The sequence below is a fragment of the Cobetia sp. QF-1 genome (assembly GCF_002213105.1).
GTDB lineage: Bacteria > Pseudomonadota > Gammaproteobacteria > Pseudomonadales > Halomonadaceae > Cobetia > Cobetia crustatorum.
The window spans coordinates 355347-376578 of record NZ_NBVS01000002.1 but is presented as its reverse complement, the minus strand read 5'-3'; the positions used below and the strand labels follow the sequence as shown (position 1 = coordinate 376578).

At 58.7% G+C, this 21232-nt stretch carries 21 protein-coding genes; 8 read left to right on the top strand and 13 right to left on the bottom strand.

What is annotated here, in order from left to right:
* Window positions 1-67: 67 nt before the first annotated feature.
* From ribBA to nrdR, 3 genes are all read right to left on the bottom strand, one after another.
* Window positions 68-1222, bottom strand: a complete 1155-nt coding sequence (gene ribBA / locus CFN46_RS04925; protein ID WP_024951167.1) for a bifunctional 3,4-dihydroxy-2-butanone-4-phosphate synthase/GTP cyclohydrolase II — start codon at window positions 1220-1222, stop codon at window positions 68-70.
* Window positions 1223-1378: 156 nt separating this feature from the next.
* Window positions 1379-2626 (bottom strand): bifunctional diaminohydroxyphosphoribosylaminopyrimidine deaminase/5-amino-6-(5-phosphoribosylamino)uracil reductase RibD, encoded by a 1248-nt coding sequence (gene ribD, locus CFN46_RS04920; protein ID WP_088742861.1) that lies wholly within the window; start codon window positions 2624-2626, stop codon window positions 1379-1381.
* A 126-nt stretch (window positions 2627-2752) separates the two neighbouring features.
* The gene (gene nrdR / locus CFN46_RS04915) at window positions 2753-3238 is read right to left on the bottom strand and encodes a transcriptional regulator NrdR (RefSeq protein WP_088742860.1); all 486 of its coding nucleotides are present in this window, start codon (window positions 3236-3238) and stop codon (window positions 2753-2755) included.
* 302 nt (window positions 3239-3540) lie between these two features.
* Between nrdR and CFN46_RS04910 the strand changes: the two genes are divergently transcribed.
* Together CFN46_RS04910 and CFN46_RS04905 are read left to right on the top strand one after the other, a co-directional pair.
* Complete coding sequence (locus CFN46_RS04910) at window positions 3541-3789, top strand: GlsB/YeaQ/YmgE family stress response membrane protein (protein ID WP_088742859.1); 249 nt, start codon at window positions 3541-3543, stop codon at window positions 3787-3789.
* Window positions 3790-3932: 143 nt separating this feature from the next.
* Entirely contained in the window at window positions 3933-5798 is a 1866-nt protein-coding gene (locus tag CFN46_RS04905; RefSeq protein ID WP_088742858.1) for a sugar phosphorylase, read from the top strand.
* 149 nt (window positions 5799-5947) lie between these two features.
* Here CFN46_RS04905 and CFN46_RS04900 read toward each other — a convergent pair whose 3' ends face one another.
* From CFN46_RS04900 to CFN46_RS04875, 6 genes are all read right to left on the bottom strand, one after another.
* Window positions 5948-7159 (bottom strand): glycosyl transferase, encoded by a 1212-nt coding sequence (locus CFN46_RS04900; RefSeq protein ID WP_024951162.1) that lies wholly within the window; start codon window positions 7157-7159, stop codon window positions 5948-5950.
* A 1-nt stretch (window position 7160) separates the two neighbouring features.
* Window positions 7161-8051, bottom strand: coding sequence for a mannosyl-3-phosphoglycerate phosphatase (locus CFN46_RS04895; protein WP_176426413.1), 891 nt, complete (start codon window positions 8049-8051; stop codon window positions 7161-7163).
* 291 nt (window positions 8052-8342) lie between these two features.
* On the bottom strand, window positions 8343-9644 hold the full coding sequence (locus tag CFN46_RS04890; RefSeq protein ID WP_088742856.1) for a TRAP transporter large permease subunit: 1302 nt from the start codon (window positions 9642-9644) through the stop codon (window positions 8343-8345).
* Window positions 9644-10249, bottom strand: coding sequence for a TRAP transporter small permease subunit (locus CFN46_RS04885; protein ID WP_088742855.1), 606 nt, complete (start codon window positions 10247-10249; stop codon window positions 9644-9646). Before CFN46_RS04885 ends, CFN46_RS04890 begins: the two co-directional genes overlap by 1 nt.
* Window positions 10250-10376: 127 nt before the next feature.
* A complete protein-coding gene (locus CFN46_RS04880; protein ID WP_248623618.1) occupies window positions 10377-11375 on the bottom strand; it encodes a TRAP transporter substrate-binding protein in 999 nt (332 codons plus the stop codon).
* A gap of 141 nt (window positions 11376-11516) precedes the next feature.
* Window positions 11517-12353 (bottom strand): FadR/GntR family transcriptional regulator, encoded by an 837-nt coding sequence (locus CFN46_RS04875; protein ID WP_088742854.1) that lies wholly within the window; start codon window positions 12351-12353, stop codon window positions 11517-11519.
* A 3-nt stretch (window positions 12354-12356) separates the two neighbouring features.
* Between CFN46_RS04875 and CFN46_RS17550 the strand changes: the two genes are divergently transcribed.
* From CFN46_RS17550 to CFN46_RS04860, 4 genes are all read left to right on the top strand, one after another.
* Window positions 12357-12512 (top strand): hypothetical protein, encoded by a 156-nt coding sequence (locus CFN46_RS17550; protein WP_176426412.1) that lies wholly within the window; start codon window positions 12357-12359, stop codon window positions 12510-12512.
* Window positions 12513-12836: 324 nt separating this feature from the next.
* Window positions 12837-13055, top strand: coding sequence for a DUF4177 domain-containing protein (locus tag CFN46_RS04870; RefSeq protein ID WP_024951156.1), 219 nt, complete (start codon window positions 12837-12839; stop codon window positions 13053-13055).
* Window positions 12964-13287, top strand: coding sequence for a membrane protein insertion efficiency factor YidD (gene yidD / locus CFN46_RS17845; RefSeq protein ID WP_369343278.1), 324 nt, complete (start codon window positions 12964-12966; stop codon window positions 13285-13287). The genes CFN46_RS04870 and yidD overlap by 92 nt, the downstream gene beginning before the upstream one ends.
* Window positions 13288-13291: 4 nt before the next feature.
* Entirely contained in the window at window positions 13292-13708 is a 417-nt protein-coding gene (locus CFN46_RS04860) for a hypothetical protein (RefSeq protein WP_024951155.1), read from the top strand.
* A 70-nt stretch (window positions 13709-13778) separates the two neighbouring features.
* On the opposite strand, the gene CFN46_RS04855 is transcribed toward CFN46_RS04860, so the two are convergent.
* The 4 genes from CFN46_RS04855 to CFN46_RS04840 form a co-directional block, all read right to left on the bottom strand.
* Window positions 13779-14057, bottom strand: coding sequence for a DUF6506 family protein (locus CFN46_RS04855; RefSeq protein ID WP_024951154.1), 279 nt, complete (start codon window positions 14055-14057; stop codon window positions 13779-13781).
* A 223-nt stretch (window positions 14058-14280) separates the two neighbouring features.
* Complete coding sequence (gene glyA, locus CFN46_RS04850; protein ID WP_024951153.1) at window positions 14281-15543, bottom strand: serine hydroxymethyltransferase; 1263 nt, start codon at window positions 15541-15543, stop codon at window positions 14281-14283.
* A 218-nt stretch (window positions 15544-15761) separates the two neighbouring features.
* Complete coding sequence (locus CFN46_RS04845) at window positions 15762-18512, bottom strand: ABC transporter permease (protein ID WP_088742853.1); 2751 nt, start codon at window positions 18510-18512, stop codon at window positions 15762-15764.
* Entirely contained in the window at window positions 18505-19317 is an 813-nt protein-coding gene (locus tag CFN46_RS04840) for an ABC transporter ATP-binding protein (protein WP_088742852.1), read from the bottom strand. Before CFN46_RS04840 ends, CFN46_RS04845 begins: the two co-directional genes overlap by 8 nt.
* A 157-nt stretch (window positions 19318-19474) precedes the next feature.
* Between CFN46_RS04840 and CFN46_RS04835 the strand changes: the two genes are divergently transcribed.
* Together CFN46_RS04835 and ppk2 are read left to right on the top strand one after the other, a co-directional pair.
* Window positions 19475-20185, top strand: coding sequence for an arylesterase (locus tag CFN46_RS04835; RefSeq protein WP_088742851.1), 711 nt, complete (start codon window positions 19475-19477; stop codon window positions 20183-20185).
* Between the two features lie 137 nt (window positions 20186-20322).
* Window positions 20323-21225 carry a polyphosphate kinase 2 gene (gene ppk2, locus CFN46_RS04830; protein WP_024951150.1) on the top strand — a complete coding sequence of 301 codons (903 nt, stop codon included), beginning with the start codon at window positions 20323-20325 and terminating at the stop codon, window positions 21223-21225.
* Window positions 21226-21232 lie beyond the last annotated feature (7 nt).

Here is a 21232-nt window from a genome sequence, read left to right as displayed (position 1 = left end):
CATTCATACCGGGAGTGACGGCCGGAACAAGGCTACCACCCCCGCCATTTGGGGGTCACCGGAGCGCTTACGCGCCCTCGGTCTCAACACCTGCATCAGTCGCCGCATCATCACTGCCGACCAGCTCGACCACTTCAAGGCCAAAGCCGGACAAGGCAGAGAACTTCCACGGTGAGCTGAGCAGACGCATCCGGCCCACACCAAGATCCCGAAGGATCTGAGCGCCAGTACCGGTCGTCAGATAGTTGCCCGCACCATCGGATTCGTTGGTGCGCGGCGCACGGCATCTTCCGAGGAAGACGTCGAGACGATCCTTGTAATCCATCTGGTCGCTGCCGGTATCCAGTAGGACCAGCACGCCAGCATCAGCGGCGGCGACTTCACTCAACGCATCATTGAGCGCCCAGCTACTGCTGCCCGGCTGACGCAGTGTCAGCAGGTCACGCATCGGGTCCTGCACATGAACGCGCACGGTGGTCAGTGCATCAGCGGTCGGCGTACCCTTGACCAGTGCCAGGTGGTGACGGCCCTGAATGCGATCACTGAAGCAATGCAGTGTCAGCGGACCAAAGGCCGTCTCGACCTCCTCGCTATCCTGCACTTCCACGGTCTGCTCGTTATGGATGCGGTACTCGATCAGATCGGCGATCGTGCCGACCTTGATGTCGTGCTGCACGGCGAACAGTTCGAGTTCTTCACGACGTGCCATGCTGCCGTCATCGTTCATGACCTCGCAGATAACGCCCGTCGGCCCAAAACCCGCCATCTCAGCCAGATCACACGCAGCTTCAGTGTGGCCTGCGCGACGCAGAACGCCACCCGGCTCTGCCATCAACGGGAAGATATGTCCCGGCTGCACGATATCCGCGGGACGCGCGTTACGTGCGGCAGCAGCCTGTACGGTGCGAGCGCGATCAGCGGCCGAAATACCCGTGGTCACGCCCTCAGTGGCCTCGATGGACAGCGTGAACTTGGTGCCAAAACCAGACCCGTTGGCCTGCACCATCAGCGGCAGCTTGAGCTGCTCGCAGTGTTCACGCGACATCGGCATGCAAATCAGACCACGTGCATGGCGAGCCATGAAGTTGATGTGCTCAGCAGTCACGGCCTCGGCGGCGACAATGATGTCACCTTCGTTCTCACGATCCTCATCATCCATGAGGATGACCATCTTGCCGTGCCGGATATCCTCGACGAGTGCTGCGATGCCTGATAGCGCCATGCTTGCTCCACTTTACGGGCCGCGCCGGCCCTTGGAAGGCCCACGCGTGTTATCAAAAAGTCGGGCGTCAGGGTACCCCGCCACCCCGTTTTGCGCCAGCACCCCGCGACGCCACTGTCGCCAGACAGCGGCAAGTGCATGCGTAGGCTGACAAAATCACTCGTTTATCATGTCACCAATCTTCAACTGATCAGCGCTCTGTTCTCGCATGGAGTCCAATGTTTCGTCAGCCATCTCAGCGGATGACGAGGCAACAGGAATCGCCGTGATACGCCAGTCGCGACCTATCGCACGAATCTCACGAATCTCAAGGCGACGCTGGTTAGCCATGTTGTCCAAGCCGGGCAACGCCAATAGCGGACGGGCATCACCGCCCAACAGGGTCGGCGCCATGAACAGCTGCATCTCATCGACCAGCCCTGCACTCAGCATGGCACCGGCCAGCACTGCACCGGTTTCCAGTAGCACTTCATTGGCTTGCTCATGTTCTGCCAGATATGCCATCAGTGCGGGAAGATCCACGCGTCCATCCTGCCCAGCGGGCAGCGCCAGTACTTCGGCACCTGCAGCTTCCAACAGTGTACGCCGCTCCTGAAGCGCCGGAGTCTCATCTGCGACACAGACCAGCAGCGTCCTGCCCGTCTGTTCAAGAATGCGCGCCGCCAGCGGCAGGCGCAGACGCGAATCCACCACCACACGCAGCGGCTGATGAGCGACCAGTGCCTCGATGCCCAGCGGATGATCCTCAAGACTGAGCTGATCAGCACGCACGCTGAGACGCGAATCATCGAAGATGACTGACTCAATGCCACTCATGACGACACTGGAGCGAGCGCGAAGTCGCTGGACGGCACTACGCGCTTCAGGGCCGGTAATCCATTGGGATTCGCCAGAGGCCATCGCGGTGCGTCCATCCAAGCTCATGGCCTGTTTGAGACGCACGAAAGGACGACCTCGCTCCATGCGTGATAGGAAACCGGGATTGAGCGCGCGCGCTTCTGTCTCCAGCACGCCAACCGTCACAGCGATACCGCCACCTTCAAGCAGCGCAATGCCTCGCCCCGCCACCTGCGGATTCGGATCGCGCATGGCGATCACGACGCGTGAAACGCCTGCTGCGATCAAGGCCTTGGCACAGGGGCCAGTGCGTCCTGTGTGCGAACAGGGTTCCAGCGTGACATAGGCCACTGATCCCAACGCTCGCTCACCGGCCGCCGCCAGTGCATTGACTTCAGCATGCCCTTCCCCGGCGCGCGCATGAAAGCCGGTCGCGATGACGCTATCCGTATCTGAATCCACCAGCACGCAACCGACGCGCGGATTCGGGTGAGTCGTGTAGCTACCTAACCGCGCAAGACGTAAAGCGTGCGACATATGGGCGATATCGCGGGATTCGATAGACATGCAAATCCTTGGAGACATGAACGAGGTCAGTAAAGGCCACCGGTGCGGCCGTACTAGTGAATGTCGCCCTTCAAAACTGGCTCTCAAGACCGACCTTAAAACTGAATATTCAGCCGCGATTCAGCATCAGGACTGATCCTCTTCGCCAGGCAAAAAGCTTGGCTCCTGAGCAAGACGATCAATCTCGGCGCGAAACTCATCGAGATCCTGAAAACGGCGATAGACGGAGGCAAAGCGGATATAAGCCACTTGATCAAGGCGCTTGAGCTGCTGCATGACCTCATCACCGATACGGCGTGCTTCTATCTCACGCTCGCCAGTCGCGCGCAGGCGCTGGCGAATACGCTCGACGGCTGCCTCGATAAGCTCCGACGACACCGGACGCTTTTCAAGAGCCCGCAACATGCCGGCGCGCAATTTGTGCTCATCAAAGCTCTCCCGTGAACCATCGCCCTTCACCACCCGAGGCATGACCAACTCGGCCGTCTCATAGGTCGTGAAACGCTCACCACAGGCTGCACACTGCCGACGCCTGCGCACCTGATCACCTTCGACCACCAGTCGTGAATCCGTGACCTTGGTTTCATGAGTTCCACAGAAGGGACAGTGCATTGTAAGGGGCCTGCTTGGGTGCGAGGCGGCTGCGTCCTGTACCGAGGGACAAAAAGACAATGGACAAAAGACAGCGATGCCGAGAGAACATGGAATGACGACTATTGTAACCGCTAAGACGCTTGCACGGGAGCCTATGTCGGTGAGATCACTTCTGCGCTAGCCTTGGAGAGCGAACTTGAAATTCGCCTGTCTGATCTAAAGATTGGATAGCTGGCGACAGGGTCTCACAAGGGCGATCGCCTTCAGCGTGAAAGACCTTCACGACCACGATACTCACGAATGACGCAAGGAGACGCGACATGGGAATCATTGCCTGGATCATATTTGGACTTATCGCCGGCATCATCGCCAAGGTGATCATGCCCGGCAAAGACCCCGGTGGCATTATCGTGACCAGCATCATAGGTATTCTGGGTGCTGTCATTGGTGGCTGGATCGGTACCCAGATGGGGTTTGGACAGGTGACGGGGTTCAATCTGGCCAGCTTCATCATCGCCGTGGCTGGTGCCATCATCCTGCTGATTCTATATCGGGTAATTCGCAAATAGTTGCTGACAGCCTGATGGCTGCTCCTCCTGTTCTGCTTGCCCTGTAAAAGCCTTCTCATGAAACAACGGCCAGTCGGCACATGCAGGCTGGCCGTTGTCTTGCATGGTCAAGTGACCTGCCCTGATGCTTTCGAGGATTGCTTATGCCCGATGCGCCGCCTGCGACTCATACTCCTGTCACCCACTCGACTGCGCTGCATTCTCTCTGCCAGCCACTATCACACGATGCCTTTCTTGAACATGCGCGCCAACTGCTCACTCGGCTGTATCCCGAGCGCTACGAAGAGGTGCTTCGGCGAATGGAGACACTGCTTGATTTCCATCGCCCGCAGCTCGCCCCTCGAATTCCTGCCGGAGAAGTACTCTGGAGCGAGCGCGATCAGTGGCTGATTACCTACGGCGACAGCCTGCAGCAACCTGATGAAGCGCCACTGGCCACCCTCAACGACTTTCTCGCCAGCCATTTGGGCGAATGCTTGTCCGGCGCTCACGTACTGCCCTTCTTCCCGTGGAGCAGTGACGATGGCTTCAGCGTGGTGCACTACCGCGAGGTCAATCCAGCGCTGGGAGGTTGGCAGGACATCCGCCGCCTGAGTGAGCAGCGTGATCTGATGGCTGACCTCGTCATCAACCACTGTTCTCGTGAATCATTGTGGTTTGCCGATTATCTGGCCGGTGTACAGCCTGGTCGTGACTATTTCATCGAGATGGACCCCGAGACCGATATCTCGGCAGTCGTGCGCCCACGCCCTTCTGCGCTGCTTACACCGGTGCATACTCGGCGCGGCCTGCGCCATCTGTGGGCGACCTTCTCGGATGACCAGATCGATCTCAACTTTGGCAATCCGGATGTGCTGCTGGAATTCATCGGCATCCTGCTTTACTACCTTGAGCAGGGCGCGCGCATGATCCGACTTGATGCGGTGGCTTTCCTATGGAAGCGCCTCGGCACCTCGTGCATTCATCTGGAAGAGACTCACGCCGTGGTGCGTCTGCTACGCGCCATCGTCGATCACCTCGCGCCTGGTAGCCTGTTGATCACCGAGACCAACGTGCCGCACACCGAAAACATGTCCTACTTCGGCCTGGACCGCCTTGTAGAGGCAGAACAAGAGGGTGGCAAGTCTGTTGCACAGGCGGATGAAGCCCACCTGATCTACCAGTTCACGTTACCGCCACTGACGCTGCACACCCTCACCTCGGGTGATGCCAGCGCTCTGACCGCCTGGGCCAACAGCCTGCCGACACTGCCAGCAGGCTGCAGCTACTTCAACTTCACTGCCAGCCATGACGGTATCGGAGTTCGTGCCTTGGAAGGACTATTGCCAGACCACGAACGCGACACGCTGGTGCGACTGGTGCATGACTTCGGCGGCTACGTCAGCATGCGTGCCAATCCGGGCCACCCCGACACACCCTACGAGCTCAACATCAGCTACTTCGATGCTCTCAAGGGCACGCGTCGTGGACGTGATCCGTGGCAGATCGAACGCTTCATCGCCAGCCAGACACTGATGCTGAGCCTGCAAGGTATCCCGGGGCTCTATATCCACTCATTGACGGCGACCCCCAATCACCAGGAAGGCGTCGAGCGCGACGGTCATCTGCGCGCCATCAACCGCCGCAAGTGGCATCGTGATGAGCTGGAGGCACTCCTTGCCAGCCCCAATACTGCAACGCACGAAGTCTTCCATGCCTTGAAGCGCCGCATGGAACTGCGCCGTGAAGAACCCTGCTTCCACCCGGATGCCCAGCAACACGTCTTCGACATGGGGCCAGACTTTTTTGTCTTCGAACGCGTCAACCATGAAGGCCGTCGTTTGCTGTTCGCCCTCAATGTGACCGATCAACCGCGCGTGTTGCCAGTGCCGGAGCATTGGCAGAACATGTCGCTGACCGACCACCTCTGCCATGACAAGGCCTTTGACCCCGACATGGCACGACGTCCCTATCAGGCTGCCTGGTTGATGGAGCAAACCGTACGCGCACCCGCCATTGAAGTCGTCTGACACTCACGAACAGACTCCTGACATCGATAAAAACGTGGCCTGATATCCACGAAAAAAGGGCTGCCAATGGCAGCCCTTTTTCATACCGCCATGAACTCATGCTTATCACATGACGCCTTGCCGCATATCTTCATCTCATGCCGAGTCGCTTACTGATTATCCAGTTCGACTGCCTCGTGCATACGCTCGAGCAAATCCGGCACGGCAGCCTGCACGCGGTTCCAGCTGGGGATAAACGGCTTGTCGCGTGGATTCTCGAGGAAGGCAGCCCCGGCATCCATGATATTGCCAGCGAATAGCTCCACAGCCGCCTCTTCACTGTGACGATCGACCGTCAGCCCATTCATCAGCGCATCGTTGTAGTAGGTCTCGATAAGATCCAGCGCGATGCGGTAGTAGGTCGCCTTGATGGTGCGGAAGGTTTCGCCATGAATCTCGACCCCCAACGTCGCCAGCTTGCGATACATCGCCTTGGCGATATCGAGGCTCATGCGATTGAGGCCGCCGAGGGCGTCCTCCTCCGACAATGGCTGGTGCTTGTGGTCATAGGCATCAGCGATATCGACCTGACACAGGCGCTTGGTGGAGTAATTGCGATGCACTTCCGAGAGCACACCGATCTCCAGCCCCCAATCGCTGGGGATGCGGATATCCGCCAGCACATCGGTACGCATCGAGAACTCACCCGACAGCGGATAGCGATAGCTGTCGAGATAATCGAGATAGGGTAGCGGCCCATAGACCTTCTTGAGCGCACGAATCAGCGGCGTCACCATCAGGCGTGCCACACGGCCATTCAGCTTGCCCTGGGCGATGCGCGAGTAATAGCCCTTGCAGAATTCATAGTGGAACTGTGGATGTGCGACCGGATAGATGAGGCGCGCCAGCAGGCTGCGGTCATAGGTCACGATGTCACAATCGTGCAATGCCACCGCCTCGGCAATACCGGAGGACTGTACATAACCAGAGCAGTACCAGACATTGCGTCCCTTGCCGGGTTCCATCGGCGCCAAGCCATGCTCGGCCAGCTCGTCATCGAGCGCGCGCAAACGCGGACCGTCATTCCACAGGATACGGTGATGCTGTGGCAGATGTGAGAAGAATTCCTTGGCATGTTCAAACTGGTCACGGTCGGCGCGGTCCAGCCCGATCACGATCTCGCTGAGATAAGGCACCTTGGCCAGCTCATCGACGATATGCTTGAGCGCCGGCCCTTCGAGCTCGGAGTAAAGCGACGGCAGGATGAGGCTCATCGGTCGCTTGCGCGAGAAGCGCATCAGGTCTGCCTCGAGGTCCTCTACCGGCCGATCGGTCAAGTTATGGAAGTTGGTGATGATGCCGTTCTGATAGAAATCGCTCATGTCAGCTCCTCGTGGCGTAGTCGTGATGCGTGAATCCATTCGCTAACCAGTGAGACAGCCCTTCGACCCATCCCGCAGGCCCCGGGGCGCTCGCGCGGTAGCAACGCCGCTCATCTTCCAGTCCGGGAAAAGCTGCCAGCTCGCAGTCACGCTGCGAGGTATCGCCAACGCCCGGAATCAACACGCCGTTATCCACCGCCGCCAACAGCGGCAAGTCATTGGCACCATCGCCAAATCCCAGCGTCCACGGGCGGGTGCGCTCACACAGCCGATAGCGGGCAATCAAATAGCGGGCTGCAACGCCCTTGTCTGTCAGGCCAGTGACATGATGAAAACGGCCGCCACGCGTCAGACGAAGATCATTGGCCGTCAGACGCGCCTTGAAAGCCTCTAGCCGCTCAGGAGTGTCGTTCCAGACCAGCGGCTCGCTGGCATCGCGACATGCAGCCAGAGCCCCCTCTTCTGGTGCCAGCCCCGTCAGCGCACAGATGCGTTCGACACTCATGGCAGCAAAGCCTTCGAAGGAAAATTCCGTCGCCAGCGTCTCAAGCACTTCCAGAATCGTGTTGCGTGGCGTCGCCACGGCCACACGGCACAGACCATGCTCGTCCGGTGCACTGGCCTCTTGCAGGGGATAGGCGGCAAGCCAATGTGCGGGCAATGCCACCACACCACCGTTTTCTGCAATCCACGGCTGACCGGCAAGCCCCAGAGACTTCATCAACGGCGCGAGCTCTGCTGCGGTCTTCGAGGTGTTCGGCACTACCCAAGCCCCGCGAGCGCGCAGACGTGTCAGCCAGGCACGCGCTGGGCCAGGCGAGTAATCGTGATGATCCAGCAATGAGCCATCCAGATCGGTCAGCAACAGCAAGGGCGGTTGTACCTCGGACATGAGTGCTCTCCTTATAAGGCGCCTCTGCATCTCAACCCCACATCTCATTTCGACATGCGTAGCGAGAACATTGCAGGGAATGTGCCACTCTGGTGCACCTGTAACGGTAGCCCACCTATATTATCCTCAGTAGCGCGAACATGACGCCCTGAACGCACCATCGTGATGCGTTAAAACACTGATTACTCATGCCGTGCAACATTACAGCGCAACCAAAAACGCCCTCGCGAGAGCGAAGGCGTTTTGAGTCAAGACTGACTATTCAATAAAGCCTGAATCAGTCAATAAGCACTAGACCAACCATAGCGATAACTGCGGCCACAGTAACAACAGCGCCAACACGCACAGCTGAATGGCGATGAATGGCAGCAGCGATACGAAGATATCCTTGAGGCTGATACCTTCGGGCGCCACACCTTTGAGATAGAAGGCGGCAGGCCCGAAGGGAGGCGACAGGAAGGACACCTGCATATTGACCGCAAACAGCACGCCGAACCACACCGGGTCGTAACCGAGCTGAATGATGATCGGCACGAAGATCGGCAAGGTCAGCATCGCGATGCCGATCCAGTCGAGGAACAGCCCCAGCAGCAGCAGGATCGCCATCATCACCATGATGATCGCCAACGGCGGAATATCGAGGCCGAGAATCATGCTCGACACGAAGCGATTGCCCCCCATCAGGTTGTAGACCCCGACCAGTGCCGCCGCCCCGATACCGATCCAGATGATCATGCCGCAGGTGTTCATGGTCTGGGACAGCGCACGCTGCATCAGCGTGATGGAGAATTCACCACGCAGCATCACCGCCACCAGCACGCCGAAGCTGCCCATCGCCGCCGCCTCCGTCACCGAGGCCACTCCGCCATAGATGGAGCCCAGCACCAGTCCCGCGATGATCGCCGGCACGCCGACGGCCTTGAGCAGCTCACGCTTGCTCTGGAAGCTGGCACGCCGCTCCTCCTCGGGCATCACCGGCCCCAGCGCGGGATTGCGCAGGCAGCGGATCAGCACATAGAGGATATAGCTTGCCATCAGCACAATAGCCGGGGTGATCGCGGCGGTGAACAGATCGGCAATCGACTGGTTGGCGATCAGGCCATAGATGATCAGCACGATGGAGGGCGGCATCATGGTGCCCAGTGAACCACCGGCACACACCACGCCGATGGCGATGTGCTTGTCATAGCCGAGCCGGAGCATCTGCGGCAGCGCCAGAATCCCCAGCAGCACGATCTCGCCGCCGATGATGCCGGACATCGCAGCCAGGAAGAACGCCACCACGATGGTCTGGATCGCCACGCCACCCGGCAGACGTCCGGCCATCACGCGCATGGCATTGAACAGGTCCTTGGCGATGCCGGAACGATCAAGCAGCGACGCCATCAGCACGAACATCGGCACCGCGACCAGCGAGTACTCAGTGATGAAGCCGTAGACACGACTGGTGACCAGCGGCAGTGCCATCGGTCCGAACCAGCCAAAGGTATAGCCCAGCGCCACCAGACCGGTGACGAACGCCAGTGGAAGGCCGGTAACCAGCAGCGCGAAGATCGCGCCTACCAGCAGCATCGTAGCCGTTGCGATATCCATCAGCGCTTCTCCTCATCAATGCGAACATCGCTGTGCGAGTCCGAACGCGGGAAGAAGGTCTGATAGAGATGCCACAGCGCCTGCAACGTCATCACCGCTAGCGCAAACAGGATCACGCCCTTGGTCATCGCCGGAAAGGGCGGATTCCATGAAGTGCCGGAGCGCTCCAGTTGCCACGCGCCCAGCGGGCTGTGCGATGCACGCCAGAACATGACCCACGCCGCGTAGCTCATCGCCACACAGAACACGAGTGTCATGATGTCGTTGAAGCGATCTAGCCACTGACGGAAGCGCTCGCCCACCATGTCGTACAACACGCGCACACGAATGTGGCGGTTGTTGGCCAATGCGGCAGGCCCGCCGAGCGCGAAGCTGGTCGCGACCAGGAAGATCACCGTCTCGTGGACCCACGAAGTCGGCGAATCCAGGCCATAGCGCATCACGACCTCGAAAACACTGATCCCCATCGCCAGCAGCACTATCCATGCCGCGGCACGTGTGCCCTTGCCGACCCAGCGATCAAGCGGCGTGCGGGTACCGAGATCGGGATCGTGGTCGTCTGACGCTTCCGGCAAGCCGGGTGACGCCACATCATGTTCTGCCATATCGAATTCCTTGCTGACTCACTGCAGTGATTACCGACGTCTTGTGAACGACGACCGGCGTGCCCTCAGAGCACACCGGTCGTCATTGCTGCGCCTTGAAATACAGAGGGGAGCGCATAGGGCAGGCTTACATCAGATTGCGCTCGGTCAAGAAGCTGACCACGGATTCGTAGACCTTGCCGGTCAGCTCGTTCTTCTCGGCCCACACCTTCCACTCTTGCTGAGCGATACGACGGAACTTGGCGCGCTCTTCCGGTGCCATGTCGATGACTTCGACATCCGGATTGGCACGTGCCGCACTGACAGCCTTGAGATCACGCGCCTTGAGCGTGAAGACCATGTCGTAGGCCATCGAGTCGGTGGCCGTTTCCATGATCGCCTTGAGATCCGCCGGTAGGCCGTCCCAGATTCCCTTGTTCATCGACACCGCCACCATCGGAAGCGAGTGGAAGCCCGGGTAAGACGGATACTTGGCGAAGCTGTGCAGGCCCTGATCATCGTTGGTCGCAAAGACGGTGTAATCAGCCGCATCGATCACGCCCTTCTCAAGCCCGGTATAGACCTCAGAACCCGGCAGATTGACGGGTGCGGCACCCGCCTTCTGGAAGATGTTGTAGACCATGCCTTCTGGCGCGCGCACCTTGAGACCCTTGAGATCATCGACAGTACGAATCGGACGCTTGGAGACAAACGACTCAAGGCCGGTCGCGCCCGCGCCGATCAGATGCACGCCGTAAGGCTCGACCAGCTCGTTGTAGAGCTCCTCGCCACCGCCATGCTGCATATACTCGAGATACTCAAGCGGATCGCCCCAGGCACCGACCAGATTGCCCAACATGCCAAAGGCCGGATTTTGTCCAGAGAAGTAGGATGGATCAGTCAGGTGGCCCTGCAAAATACCGGAGCTGACCGCATCCAGCGTCTGATTGGCTTGCACTACGGCATTGACCGGCAATATCTCGATGGCGATGCGGCCATCTGACATGGTCTTGATGTTGTCGGCCCAGGCCTTCTTGACCTCAAACTGCGGTTCACCCGCGGTTTCGGAGGTCTGGAAGGTCCACTCATACTCAGCGGCCCAACTTGGCGACGCCATCAGAGTGGCTGCTACAGCGGTCGACAACATTAGCGTGTTGAGAGAGAAACGTGACGGCATGGCGATGGAAAGCGGCATGGTGAAGCTCCTGGCTTGTTGTTATGACGTAGCATTTTGGAGTGCTGTTTGGGTGTTAGATATGCAGGTTCAGATTCAAGCTCGCACAGAGATTCAGCCTAGCGGGGCTGACAGACTGGGCAACTGACCGAAGCGGCGCAGTAGCTCAAGCGGCTCCTGGGCGCGCCCTGGATTAGTGATGCTCTCGGGCGATGCCAACCCCAAATCACGTGCAGTACGGTCCAGCACACTCAGTGTCGCGGCGTGTGCAGCTTCAGGCTGGCGTAAGCGAATCGCCTCCATCACCGCCCGGTGACGGCCGAGGCTATCGCCCAATTCCGAAGCATTGTGATTGGAGGTAGCGACCAGCAGGCTGATGGACGGTTTGAGCACATGACCCAGCTGCGCCCAGATGACGTTGTGCGTCGCGGCGAAGATGGCGTCATGAAAGGCGATGTCGGCGGTATCGAATTCGGCCATCGCACTGCCACCGCTGACGGCAGCAGCCATGCCGTTATAGGCCTGCTCGATGGCCGAGAGGTCTTGAGCGGTCGCTTCCGTTGCGGCCAGTGCGGCGACAAACGGTTCGATGGAGACACGAAAAGCATAGATATCGCGTGCCAGCTGCGGGTGCGGCATTGCGTAGCGTGTCATCCACCCCGTCACGCGCGGATCAAGAAGGTGCCACTCACTAAGTGGATTGACTCGTGTCCCCTGCCCCGTCGTGCGAGTGAGAATACCGGCGTTGACGAGGCTCTGGATGGCGGTGCGCACCGTGGCACGGCTCTGAGCATGTTGATCGCAGAGATCAAGCTCACGGGGGATCAGGCTGCCAGGCGGGTAGCGGTTCTCAAAGATGGCCTGAGCCAGCCACTCGGCAACATCGATGCGCGTGGCTGTCGGCGACTCCGTCGAATGCGGACGACTGGCGTCCGAGCGAGAAGAGGTCATGGTGTGGCATCCCTTGATGGCGTGGCGCGATTGTTGTTTGAAGTGGTCCTTACCCTCGAGGTTTTTACTCTCAAGGACTTTGCTCTCAAGGTCTTTGTTCTCAAGGTCTTTGATTCTCGAGAACTTCGCTTCAGCGCGCTCTTGTCCGTCAAGGAATAGCTCATGTCTGACATGACAACAAGTCAGCTTAGACCAACGACGGGCCCCGACTTTGGTCACGCATTTTTGCAACCGCATGTTGCAAAAGGGCTTTCTCAGAATTCATGCCAAGCGTTTTCATGGCCTCCTCTCTCCTCCTTTTACTGTCACTTGCCTCTATTCGGCTTGAACTCACAACATTTCACTCAATAATTCGCACAGCGATTGAAACCGAGTGATAGGAGTGCAGGATGCTTTCATGCCTGACGACAATGAGTCTTGTGTATATTTCAGGAAAGTGATTCAATCCTCGGCCAATATTTATTGCCAATGAGAAATAGAATAATGAATTCAAAATACACAGAATATAAAGTGTCGCATATTGCAGAAGGCGGTTGTGGCACCGTTATTTTAGGAGCTTCGGGTATTCCACTGAAGCGGCTGGAAGCGGAGCTTAATTTGCAAGCTGCGGATGGCTGGAATGTCGTTTTCCAACTCGTCGAGAAAAAGCGTTTCTGGTTGTTCTGGACACGCGAAGCTATCGTTATTACTTTTGGTCGTTGATCGTTTGAAAAAATTGATACTCTTTTTAATACAGCGTTATCGCACGACAGGCGGCAGCAAGCGGTGGTTCGGAATTGAATGTAATTTCGAACCCACGTGCTCACTTTACACATATCAAGCCATTGAAAGATTTGGGGTCTGGGCGGGCATCAAGATGGGGTTCAATAGAATAAAGTGCTGTAACCAAAGAGATATTGCCTGTAAACACCAAGATCCTGTACCCGAGGAATAGCCCTTTGCTCAACAAGGCAGCGGTATCACTGGAAGAAGAACGCCTACGCAGTGAAATCAATCAGCTTGATAGCGAGCAGCGGAAGGAATTCTACTCAAAGGCCAAAGAGCGCCTCAAGGATCCCGATACCTACGCAGTACTTAGCTGGAGTGCAGTGCTGGGGCTGCATCATTTCTATCTAGGGAAATGGCAGCGTGGCGTGTTTGACATATTAGCCATGTGTCTTGGTCTGTATCTTCTATTCTACCTTGAATCGTGGCTAGGGTTGGCGATCATTATCATTATTTTCATCTTCGAATTATGGCAGTTGTTCCGGTCCCAAGTCATCATTCGAGATTGGAATAACACGATATATAGACACATACTCATCGAGATACTCAACAAGCACACCAGCTCGCACACACTCAAGATAGATGAATAATTTACGCTCTGACGCAATTCACATCACCGTGCCTCATAAGGTGCTGTCGGTGGCCATCAAAGCGTCGATATTATGCAAATCGCACGCGCCCGACACTCACCAGATGTTCGGCGCCACTGTCAGCGACAACTGTCTTGACCAACTTTTCCCCCGCCTCACCGAAGCTGCTGGACAACTCAATCTGATTCACGCCCTGTGCGACTAGCTCGCTGACCAGCCGCTCAGCGGCCCTGAGTGAACTCAGCGTAGCCACTGACAGGCGCACTACACCGCTGCCCTGACTATTCAGGGAGGTATTGCCACTACTCTCGACCAGAATCAAGAACGCGTAATGCTGCATGCTGGCCATGGCAGCCTCCTTGCAAGAAGATAAAAAGTACTCAGTGTGAGACTAGCCTGTTGGGTAGCCAATGCAGGCTGACTTTTCTGAGCCAGCGGCCACGTGATAACTGATACAGAAGAAACGTACATCGCCCATGAAAAAACGCCTGCCGCGAAAGCGACAGGCGTTTTTTCATGCCTGACCTTGAATCCGCCCACGTGAATAATCAGGCGGACTCATGTCCACGCGTTTACGCGTAAACCGGCAGACGTGCACAGACGGTAGAAACCTTGGCCTGTACTTCAGCTTCGACAGCGGTGGAATCGCCCGCCACCATTGCGTCGAGGATGTCGCAGATCCAACCAGCCAGCTCCAGACACTCTTGCTCATTGAAGCCACGAGTCGTGACCGCCGGGGTACCGATACGCAGACCAGAAGTGACGAACGGCGACTGCGGATCACCCGGGACGGCATTCTTGTTGACGGTGATGTGGGCACGACCCAACGCAGCGTCAGCATCCTTACCCGTCAGGCCCTGCTTGACCAGCGACAGCAGGAACAGGTGGTCTTCGGTACCGCCGGAGACGACTTCGAAGCCACGTTCGATGAATACGGATGCCATCGCCTGAGCATTCTTGACGACCTGCTTCTGGTAGGTCGTGAAGGCCGGGTCCATCGCTTCCTTGAAGCAGATCGCCTTGGCCGCGATGACGTGCATCAGCGGGCCACCTTGGCCACCCGGGAAGACAGCAGAGTTCAGCTTCTTCTCGATAGCGGCATCACCTTCAGCCGACAGGATCAGACCGCCACGCGGACCGCGCAGAGTCTTGTGCGTAGTGGTGGTGACGACGTGCGCGTGGGGCAGCGGGCTCGGATAGATACCCGCCGCAACCAGACCGGCCACATGTGCCATGTCGACCAACAGGTAGGCACCGACTTCGTCAGCGATCTTGCGGAACTCGGCCCAATCGATGATCTGGGAATAGGCGGAGAAACCGGCGATGATCATCTTCGGCTTGTGCTCACGCGCCAGACTCGCCACTTCGGCGTAGTCGATCAGGCCGTTCTCACCCAGACCATACTGTACGGCGTTATAGTGCTTGCCGGAGAAGTTAGGGCGTGCGCCGTGAGTCAGGTGACCCCCCGCATCCAGACTCATGCCCAGAATGGTGTCGCCCGGCATGACCAGTGCCTGGAAAACAGCACTGTTGGCCTGGGAACCGGCGTGCGGCTGAACGTTGGCATAGGTGGCGCCGAACAGTTCGCAGGCACGATCAATGGCCAGCTGCTCGACCTTGTCGACGAACTCACAACCGCCGTAGTAACGCTTGCCCGGATAGCCTTCAGCGTACTTGTTGGTCAGCTGAGTGCCTTGTGCCTGCATGACCCTGGGGCTTGCGTAGTTCTCGGAGGCGATCAGCTCGATGTGAGCTTCCTGGCGAACGACTTCGTCGTCCATGGCGCTCAGGAGCGCATCATCAAAACCGGCAATCTGCATGTCACGGGTGAACATCGGGTGTCCTCGCCTGAAGGGTGATGACGACAGCGATTTCCGGCTCCGCCGGTTCGCTATCTAGGGATAAGATCAGGACCAGCATGATACCTCAGCCAGCGGTCTGATTCACATGAATCGGCATCATTGTTAATGCAAAGCGGCCTCACGAACAAAGGAACGTCCATGAGGCCGCAAGACAGGCTATTCACCCCTGCGCGAAGGTGTCATTCAAGGTGTCATTGCAAGGCGCGCAGACCCGCCATCGGGGGCTGACGCCGTACTTCGCGTGACAGCCAGAAACCCAGTCCACCGACCAGCAGTGCCCCCAGCAGTGGCAGGCTGATCCATAGCCACGGATGCAACGCCACCGGCAATCCCAACCAGCCGGAATAGAGCCCGACCGCCGCCCCTTCGGCCAGCATGGCCCCTAGTAGACCACTGAGCCCACCCAACAGCACGAATTCTGCGGCTTGAAGGCGAGCGAGCAAGCTCTGGCCTGCGCCAAACACCTTGTAAAGCGCACCTTCGTGCTCGCGCGCCGGACGGCTTGCCACCAGCGCGGCATACAGCACGCTGGCCCCTGCCAGCAGTACTAGCCCCAGAATCAGCTCCACCGCCCGTGAGACTTGGGCGATCAACTCCTGTACGCGTGTGAGAATCGCGTCGATATTGATCAGCGACACGCTGGGATAGTCACGCACCAGCGGTGCCAGCTTGCGCTCATCCTCGAGATGGAAGGCGGTCATGTAGCTGTGCGCAAAGTCATCCAATGCTCCCGGCGGGAAGATGACATAGAAGTTGGGCTGGAAGCTGTCCCAATCGACGAAGCGTGTATTGACCACTTGCGTCTTCACGACCTCACTGCCGACGGTAAATGACAGCGTATCGCCCAAGGTGAGCCCCATGCGCTCCGCGAGGTCCTCTTCCATCGAGACGGGTACGCCCTGCTCATCAGCAATGGCAGCACGCTGTGTCTGATTGGCATCCGCAAAGGTTTCCAGTGGCGTCCAATCACCAGTCGTCAGTCGGTTATGAGACGGCAGATCACGATGCCAGGTCAGGTTGAGTTCACGCTGAGGTACACCCTTGTCTCCATCGCCCTCGGCGCCTTCCTGCATGCCACCCGCCGCCTGCCCTTCGCTCCTTCCTTTGCCCTGCCCTTCACCCGCGGCAGCATTTTCCAGTGCACGCTGCTGTGAACGGCCCAGCAAGGAGTCTCCCTTGAGTGCCGTGATACGTCCTCGCACCATCGGGTAAAGCTCGTTCTGGCTGTCACCGGCCTGTTCGTCAACAAGAGTCGTCAGCTGCTCACCGAAGGCCTGCTGCTGACCCGGTTGAATGTTGATGGCGAAATGATTGGGTGCATTGACGGGAATCTGCGCCTGCCAACGGCTGATAAGATCTCCGCGCACCAGTGCGATCAAGGCTACCGCCGCAAAGGTCACGGCAAAGGCGACTAACTGACCGAGACTCGCGCCACGCCGTCTGGCCAACAGACCACCAGCAATGCGAATTGGGCGACTCCAGCCGCCCTGGCCTCGCATGCGCGCCACGATGCGCACCATCAGCGCCAGCAACAGATGACCCACGACCAGCAATACACCTAGCCCGATGATGCCACCGACCAGCAAGCCAGCCGCCAACACCAGGTCCCCTGAGTAGAGCCACATCAGCGCGCCGAACACCAGACTCGCCATCGCCACGACGATCCACGCCGAAGCCGGCATCGGCGCCAATTCACGCCGCAGCACCTTGAGCGCACTGACCTGACGCAAACGCAGCAGCATCGGGCCTGCAAAGCCCACCAGCACCGCTAGTGCCGTCAGAATGCCCAGCGCCAACGGCAGTGGGCCCGGTGCAGGCAGTTCCAGTGGCAAGAAGCGCTCCAACAGGGCCACCAGACCCATCTGGCCCAGCAGACCAAGCACGGCACCTGCAGTACTCGCCAGCAATGCCAGCCAGCCCAGCTGAGCGGCAAACAGACGTGACAGTTGACGCTGGGAGGCACCAAAGCAGCGCCATAGTGCGGCACTGTCCAGATGACGCTCGACATAGCGTCGCGTCGACATCGCCACCGCAACACCCGCCAACAACACTGCCACCAGACCCGCCAGGCTCAGATACTTGTCGGCGCGCTCCAGCGAGCGCCCTAGTCGTGGACGATCTTCACGCACATCCTTGAGACGCACCTCAGCGTTGTTGGCGCTCGCCAGCAGTGGCGCAATGGCCTCACGCGCCTGCTGCACCTGAGCCGGGTCACCGGCCGCCAACAGGCGATATTCCCTCCGCGAGCCAGGCTGGATCAGTCCGGTAGCATCGAGATCGGCCATATTGAACATCAGTCGCGGGCTGAACTCAGAGAAACCGCCCTGCTGGTCCGGCTCGCGCGTGATCAAACCAGTCAGTGTCAACTGCTTGCGGCCCACGGTGAGGGTATCGCCAAGCTCCAATGACAGCGCCATGGCAAGGCGCGGCACGACCCAGGCCTCACCTGGCGGTGGAATCGCCGCACGGGCATCTGATGCTTCATCGTTCGCCGCGTCTGTCTGACCAGCACCGGCATTCGGCTCGGCATCAGATTCCAGCTCGACATTGCCCATCAGAGGGTAGCCCGACGACACCGCCTTGAGACTGGAGAGCACGAAGTTGTCACCCTGCGAGGCCATCGAGACCATACCCAGCTGCGGCGACATGGTGAGCCCAGCCTCTTCAAAGGCTTGCGTAAAACGTGGATCGAGCGGATTGCTGGATTCCAGCACCAGATCACCGCCCAGCAACTGACCTGCCTGACGCGTCAGACCGCGATCAAGACGATCCAGAAAAAAGCCAATCATGGTGGTCGCGGCAACCGCCAGCATCAATGCCAGAAAGAGTGCGCGCACATCACTGGCACGCAGATCACGCATCAGACCCCGCAATGCCAACGGCAAGCGTGCAGCACGAGAACGTCGTGATCGAGTAGAAGACGTCGCAGTGGCTTCAGACATCCTGTCCTCCTTGCAATGGTGCGACAGCGGGCGCACTCGTACCGTCCTGCCACTCAACCAGATTGCCGGCTTCGAGATTCAGGCAACGATCACAACGCCGCGCCAGCGTCAGATCATGTGTGACCAGAATCAGTGTCGTGCCGCGTTCACGATTGAGCGTGAACAAAAGGTCCGCAATTCGATCACCCGTCGCGGTATCCAGATTACCGGTCGGCTCATCGGCAAACACCAGACCCGGCCCCGCGACGAAAGCCCGTGCGATCGCCACGCGCTGCTGCTCACCACCAGACAGATGGCGTGGCAGGTGGTCCATGCGCTCCGCCAGCCCGACACGACCCAGCCAGTCACGCGCCTTGGCCTCGATATCGCCCTGAGGGGCTAACTCCAGCGGCATCAGCACATTTTCCAGTGCGGTCAGAGTCGGTAGCAGCTGAAAATTCTGGAACACGAAGCCGACCTGCCCCGCGCGCAGCGCCGCACGTCCATCTTCATCGAGCCCGGCAAGCGAGGTGCCAAACAGGCGAATATCCCCTTCCGTCGGGCTATCCAGGCCCGCCAACAGTCCAAGCAACGTGGACTTGCCAGAGCCGCTGGCACCGATGATCGCCACGCTCTCACCGGCATTCACGCATAGCTCGAGCTGTTCAAGGATGGTCAAGCGACCTTCCCTACTGGCAACACGTTGCGCCAGCCCCGTGACTTCCAATACTGCCTTGGGCGCCGAAATATCCGCGCCTGACTGCGTGTCTGATGACGCATGATCCGACGTGAGCGGCACGTCGTTAATGGAGACGTTATGTGACATCGTGTCTGCTCGCTTATGGTAGAGAGCGAATCGGGCCTGGGCCCTGGCTCAAGAGATGATGATCGAAGATGGCAACCTGAAAGTGTATCTACCTACCTGCATACAATGTGTCTGAAAAGACAGCTCGGACAACGCCCGATGAAGACGGAGATGATCAATGCGAATACTGTTCGGATGGCACCTGGCCCGCGTGTACAGAAATACTCCCTCGCGCCGCCTTCTGCCGACGCTGAGAAAGACGCTCGCCCCCGCCATGTTGGCCAGCCTGTTGATGCTGAGCCCACAAGCCGCGTTTGCTACCGCTGAAGGTCCGTGGCTGGTGGTGGGCGATTCCATCTCGGCCGGGTATGGCATTGACAGCAGCCAAGGCTGGGTCGCACTGCTCGACGAGCGCCTCGACGAGGCTCTGGGCGAGGATGCACCGCAGGTCATCAATGCCAGCATCAGCGGCGACACCACCGAAGGTGGACTCAATCGTCTGCCAGCCCTGCTCGACAAACATCATCCGTCACTGGTGATGATCGAGCTGGGCGGCAACGATGGACTGCGCGGCCTACCTCCTACCCGCATGCAAGCCAATCTGGCCAGCATGCTGGAGTCGGTCAAGGATAGCGGCGCCCAACCGGTGCTACTGGGCATCGAGATACCGCCCAACTATGGCCCGGCCTATACCGATGCTTTCCGTCAGGTCTACCGCACGCTGGAAAGCGAATACTCGGTACCGCTGGTGCCCTTCATCCTCGAGGGCATTGCTACTGCGCCGGCCAGTCAAAAGCTGATGCAGCAAGACCGCATCCACCCCACCGCCAAGGCTCAACCGATGTTGCTGGATATCATCTGGCCAACACTGGAACCTCTCGCGGAATGATCATGCCTCATTGCCGAGCCGTCCATGCGCCATGCTGACAGCCTGCACGCACCAACCTTGCCGCGAGATGACAAGCAAGAGATGGCTATCTACTGCGTGTCGCGACCGTTTTGGCCTCCCCACCAGAGAGCAACGCCATGAGCAAAGCTGACAAGCACAAGAGCGACAAGAAAAACGACAAGAACACCAGCAACTCCAAGCAGAAAGACGTCCTCAAGGGCCCACGCATGACACTGGGGCCAGTCTCCAGTGATGCCTATCCCTATGACGAGCGCCTCAAACGCAAGCTCTACAAAGCCGAAAAGCGCGCGCTGCAGATCGAACTGCTCAAGGTCCAGCATTGGCTGCGCGACAGTGGTGAGCGACTGGCCATCGTCTTTGAAGGTCGTGATGCTGCGGGCAAGGGCGGCACTATCAAACGCTTCATGGAGTACCTCAATCCCCGCTTTGCGCGCATCGTCGCATTGGACAAACCCAATGAGACGGAAAAGGGTCAGTGGTACTTCCAGCGCTATGTGACGCGCTTTCCGACCAGTGGCGAGATCGTGCTGTTCGATCGCAGCTGGTACAACCGTGCCGGCGTCGAGACGGTGATGGACTTCGCCACACAAGAGGAAGTCGAGCGCTTCCTCGTACAGGTGCCTCAACAGGAGCGTCTGTGGGTCGAAGACGGCCTGCACCTGGTAAAACTGTACTTCTCGGTATCCCGCGAAGAGCAATCCAATCGTTTTGCCAAGCGCGCCGCAGACCCGCTGACCCATTGGAAGCTATCACCGATGGACGCCGTGGCGCAGGAGAAGTGGGATGAGTACACCAATGCCGCCGAGGCCATGTTCGCGCGCACCCACAGCCGACACGCGCCCTGGACACTGATTCGTTCCGACGACAAACGCCGCGCCCGCATCGGCGCACTACGTCATGTGCTCAGTCAACTCGACTACCCCGGCAAGGACAGTAAGCTGATCGGCACACCGGATCCGCTGATCGTGGTGGATGCCGAGCGACTGATCCTGCCAGACGACGACAAGAAAAATGGCTAGATCTCTA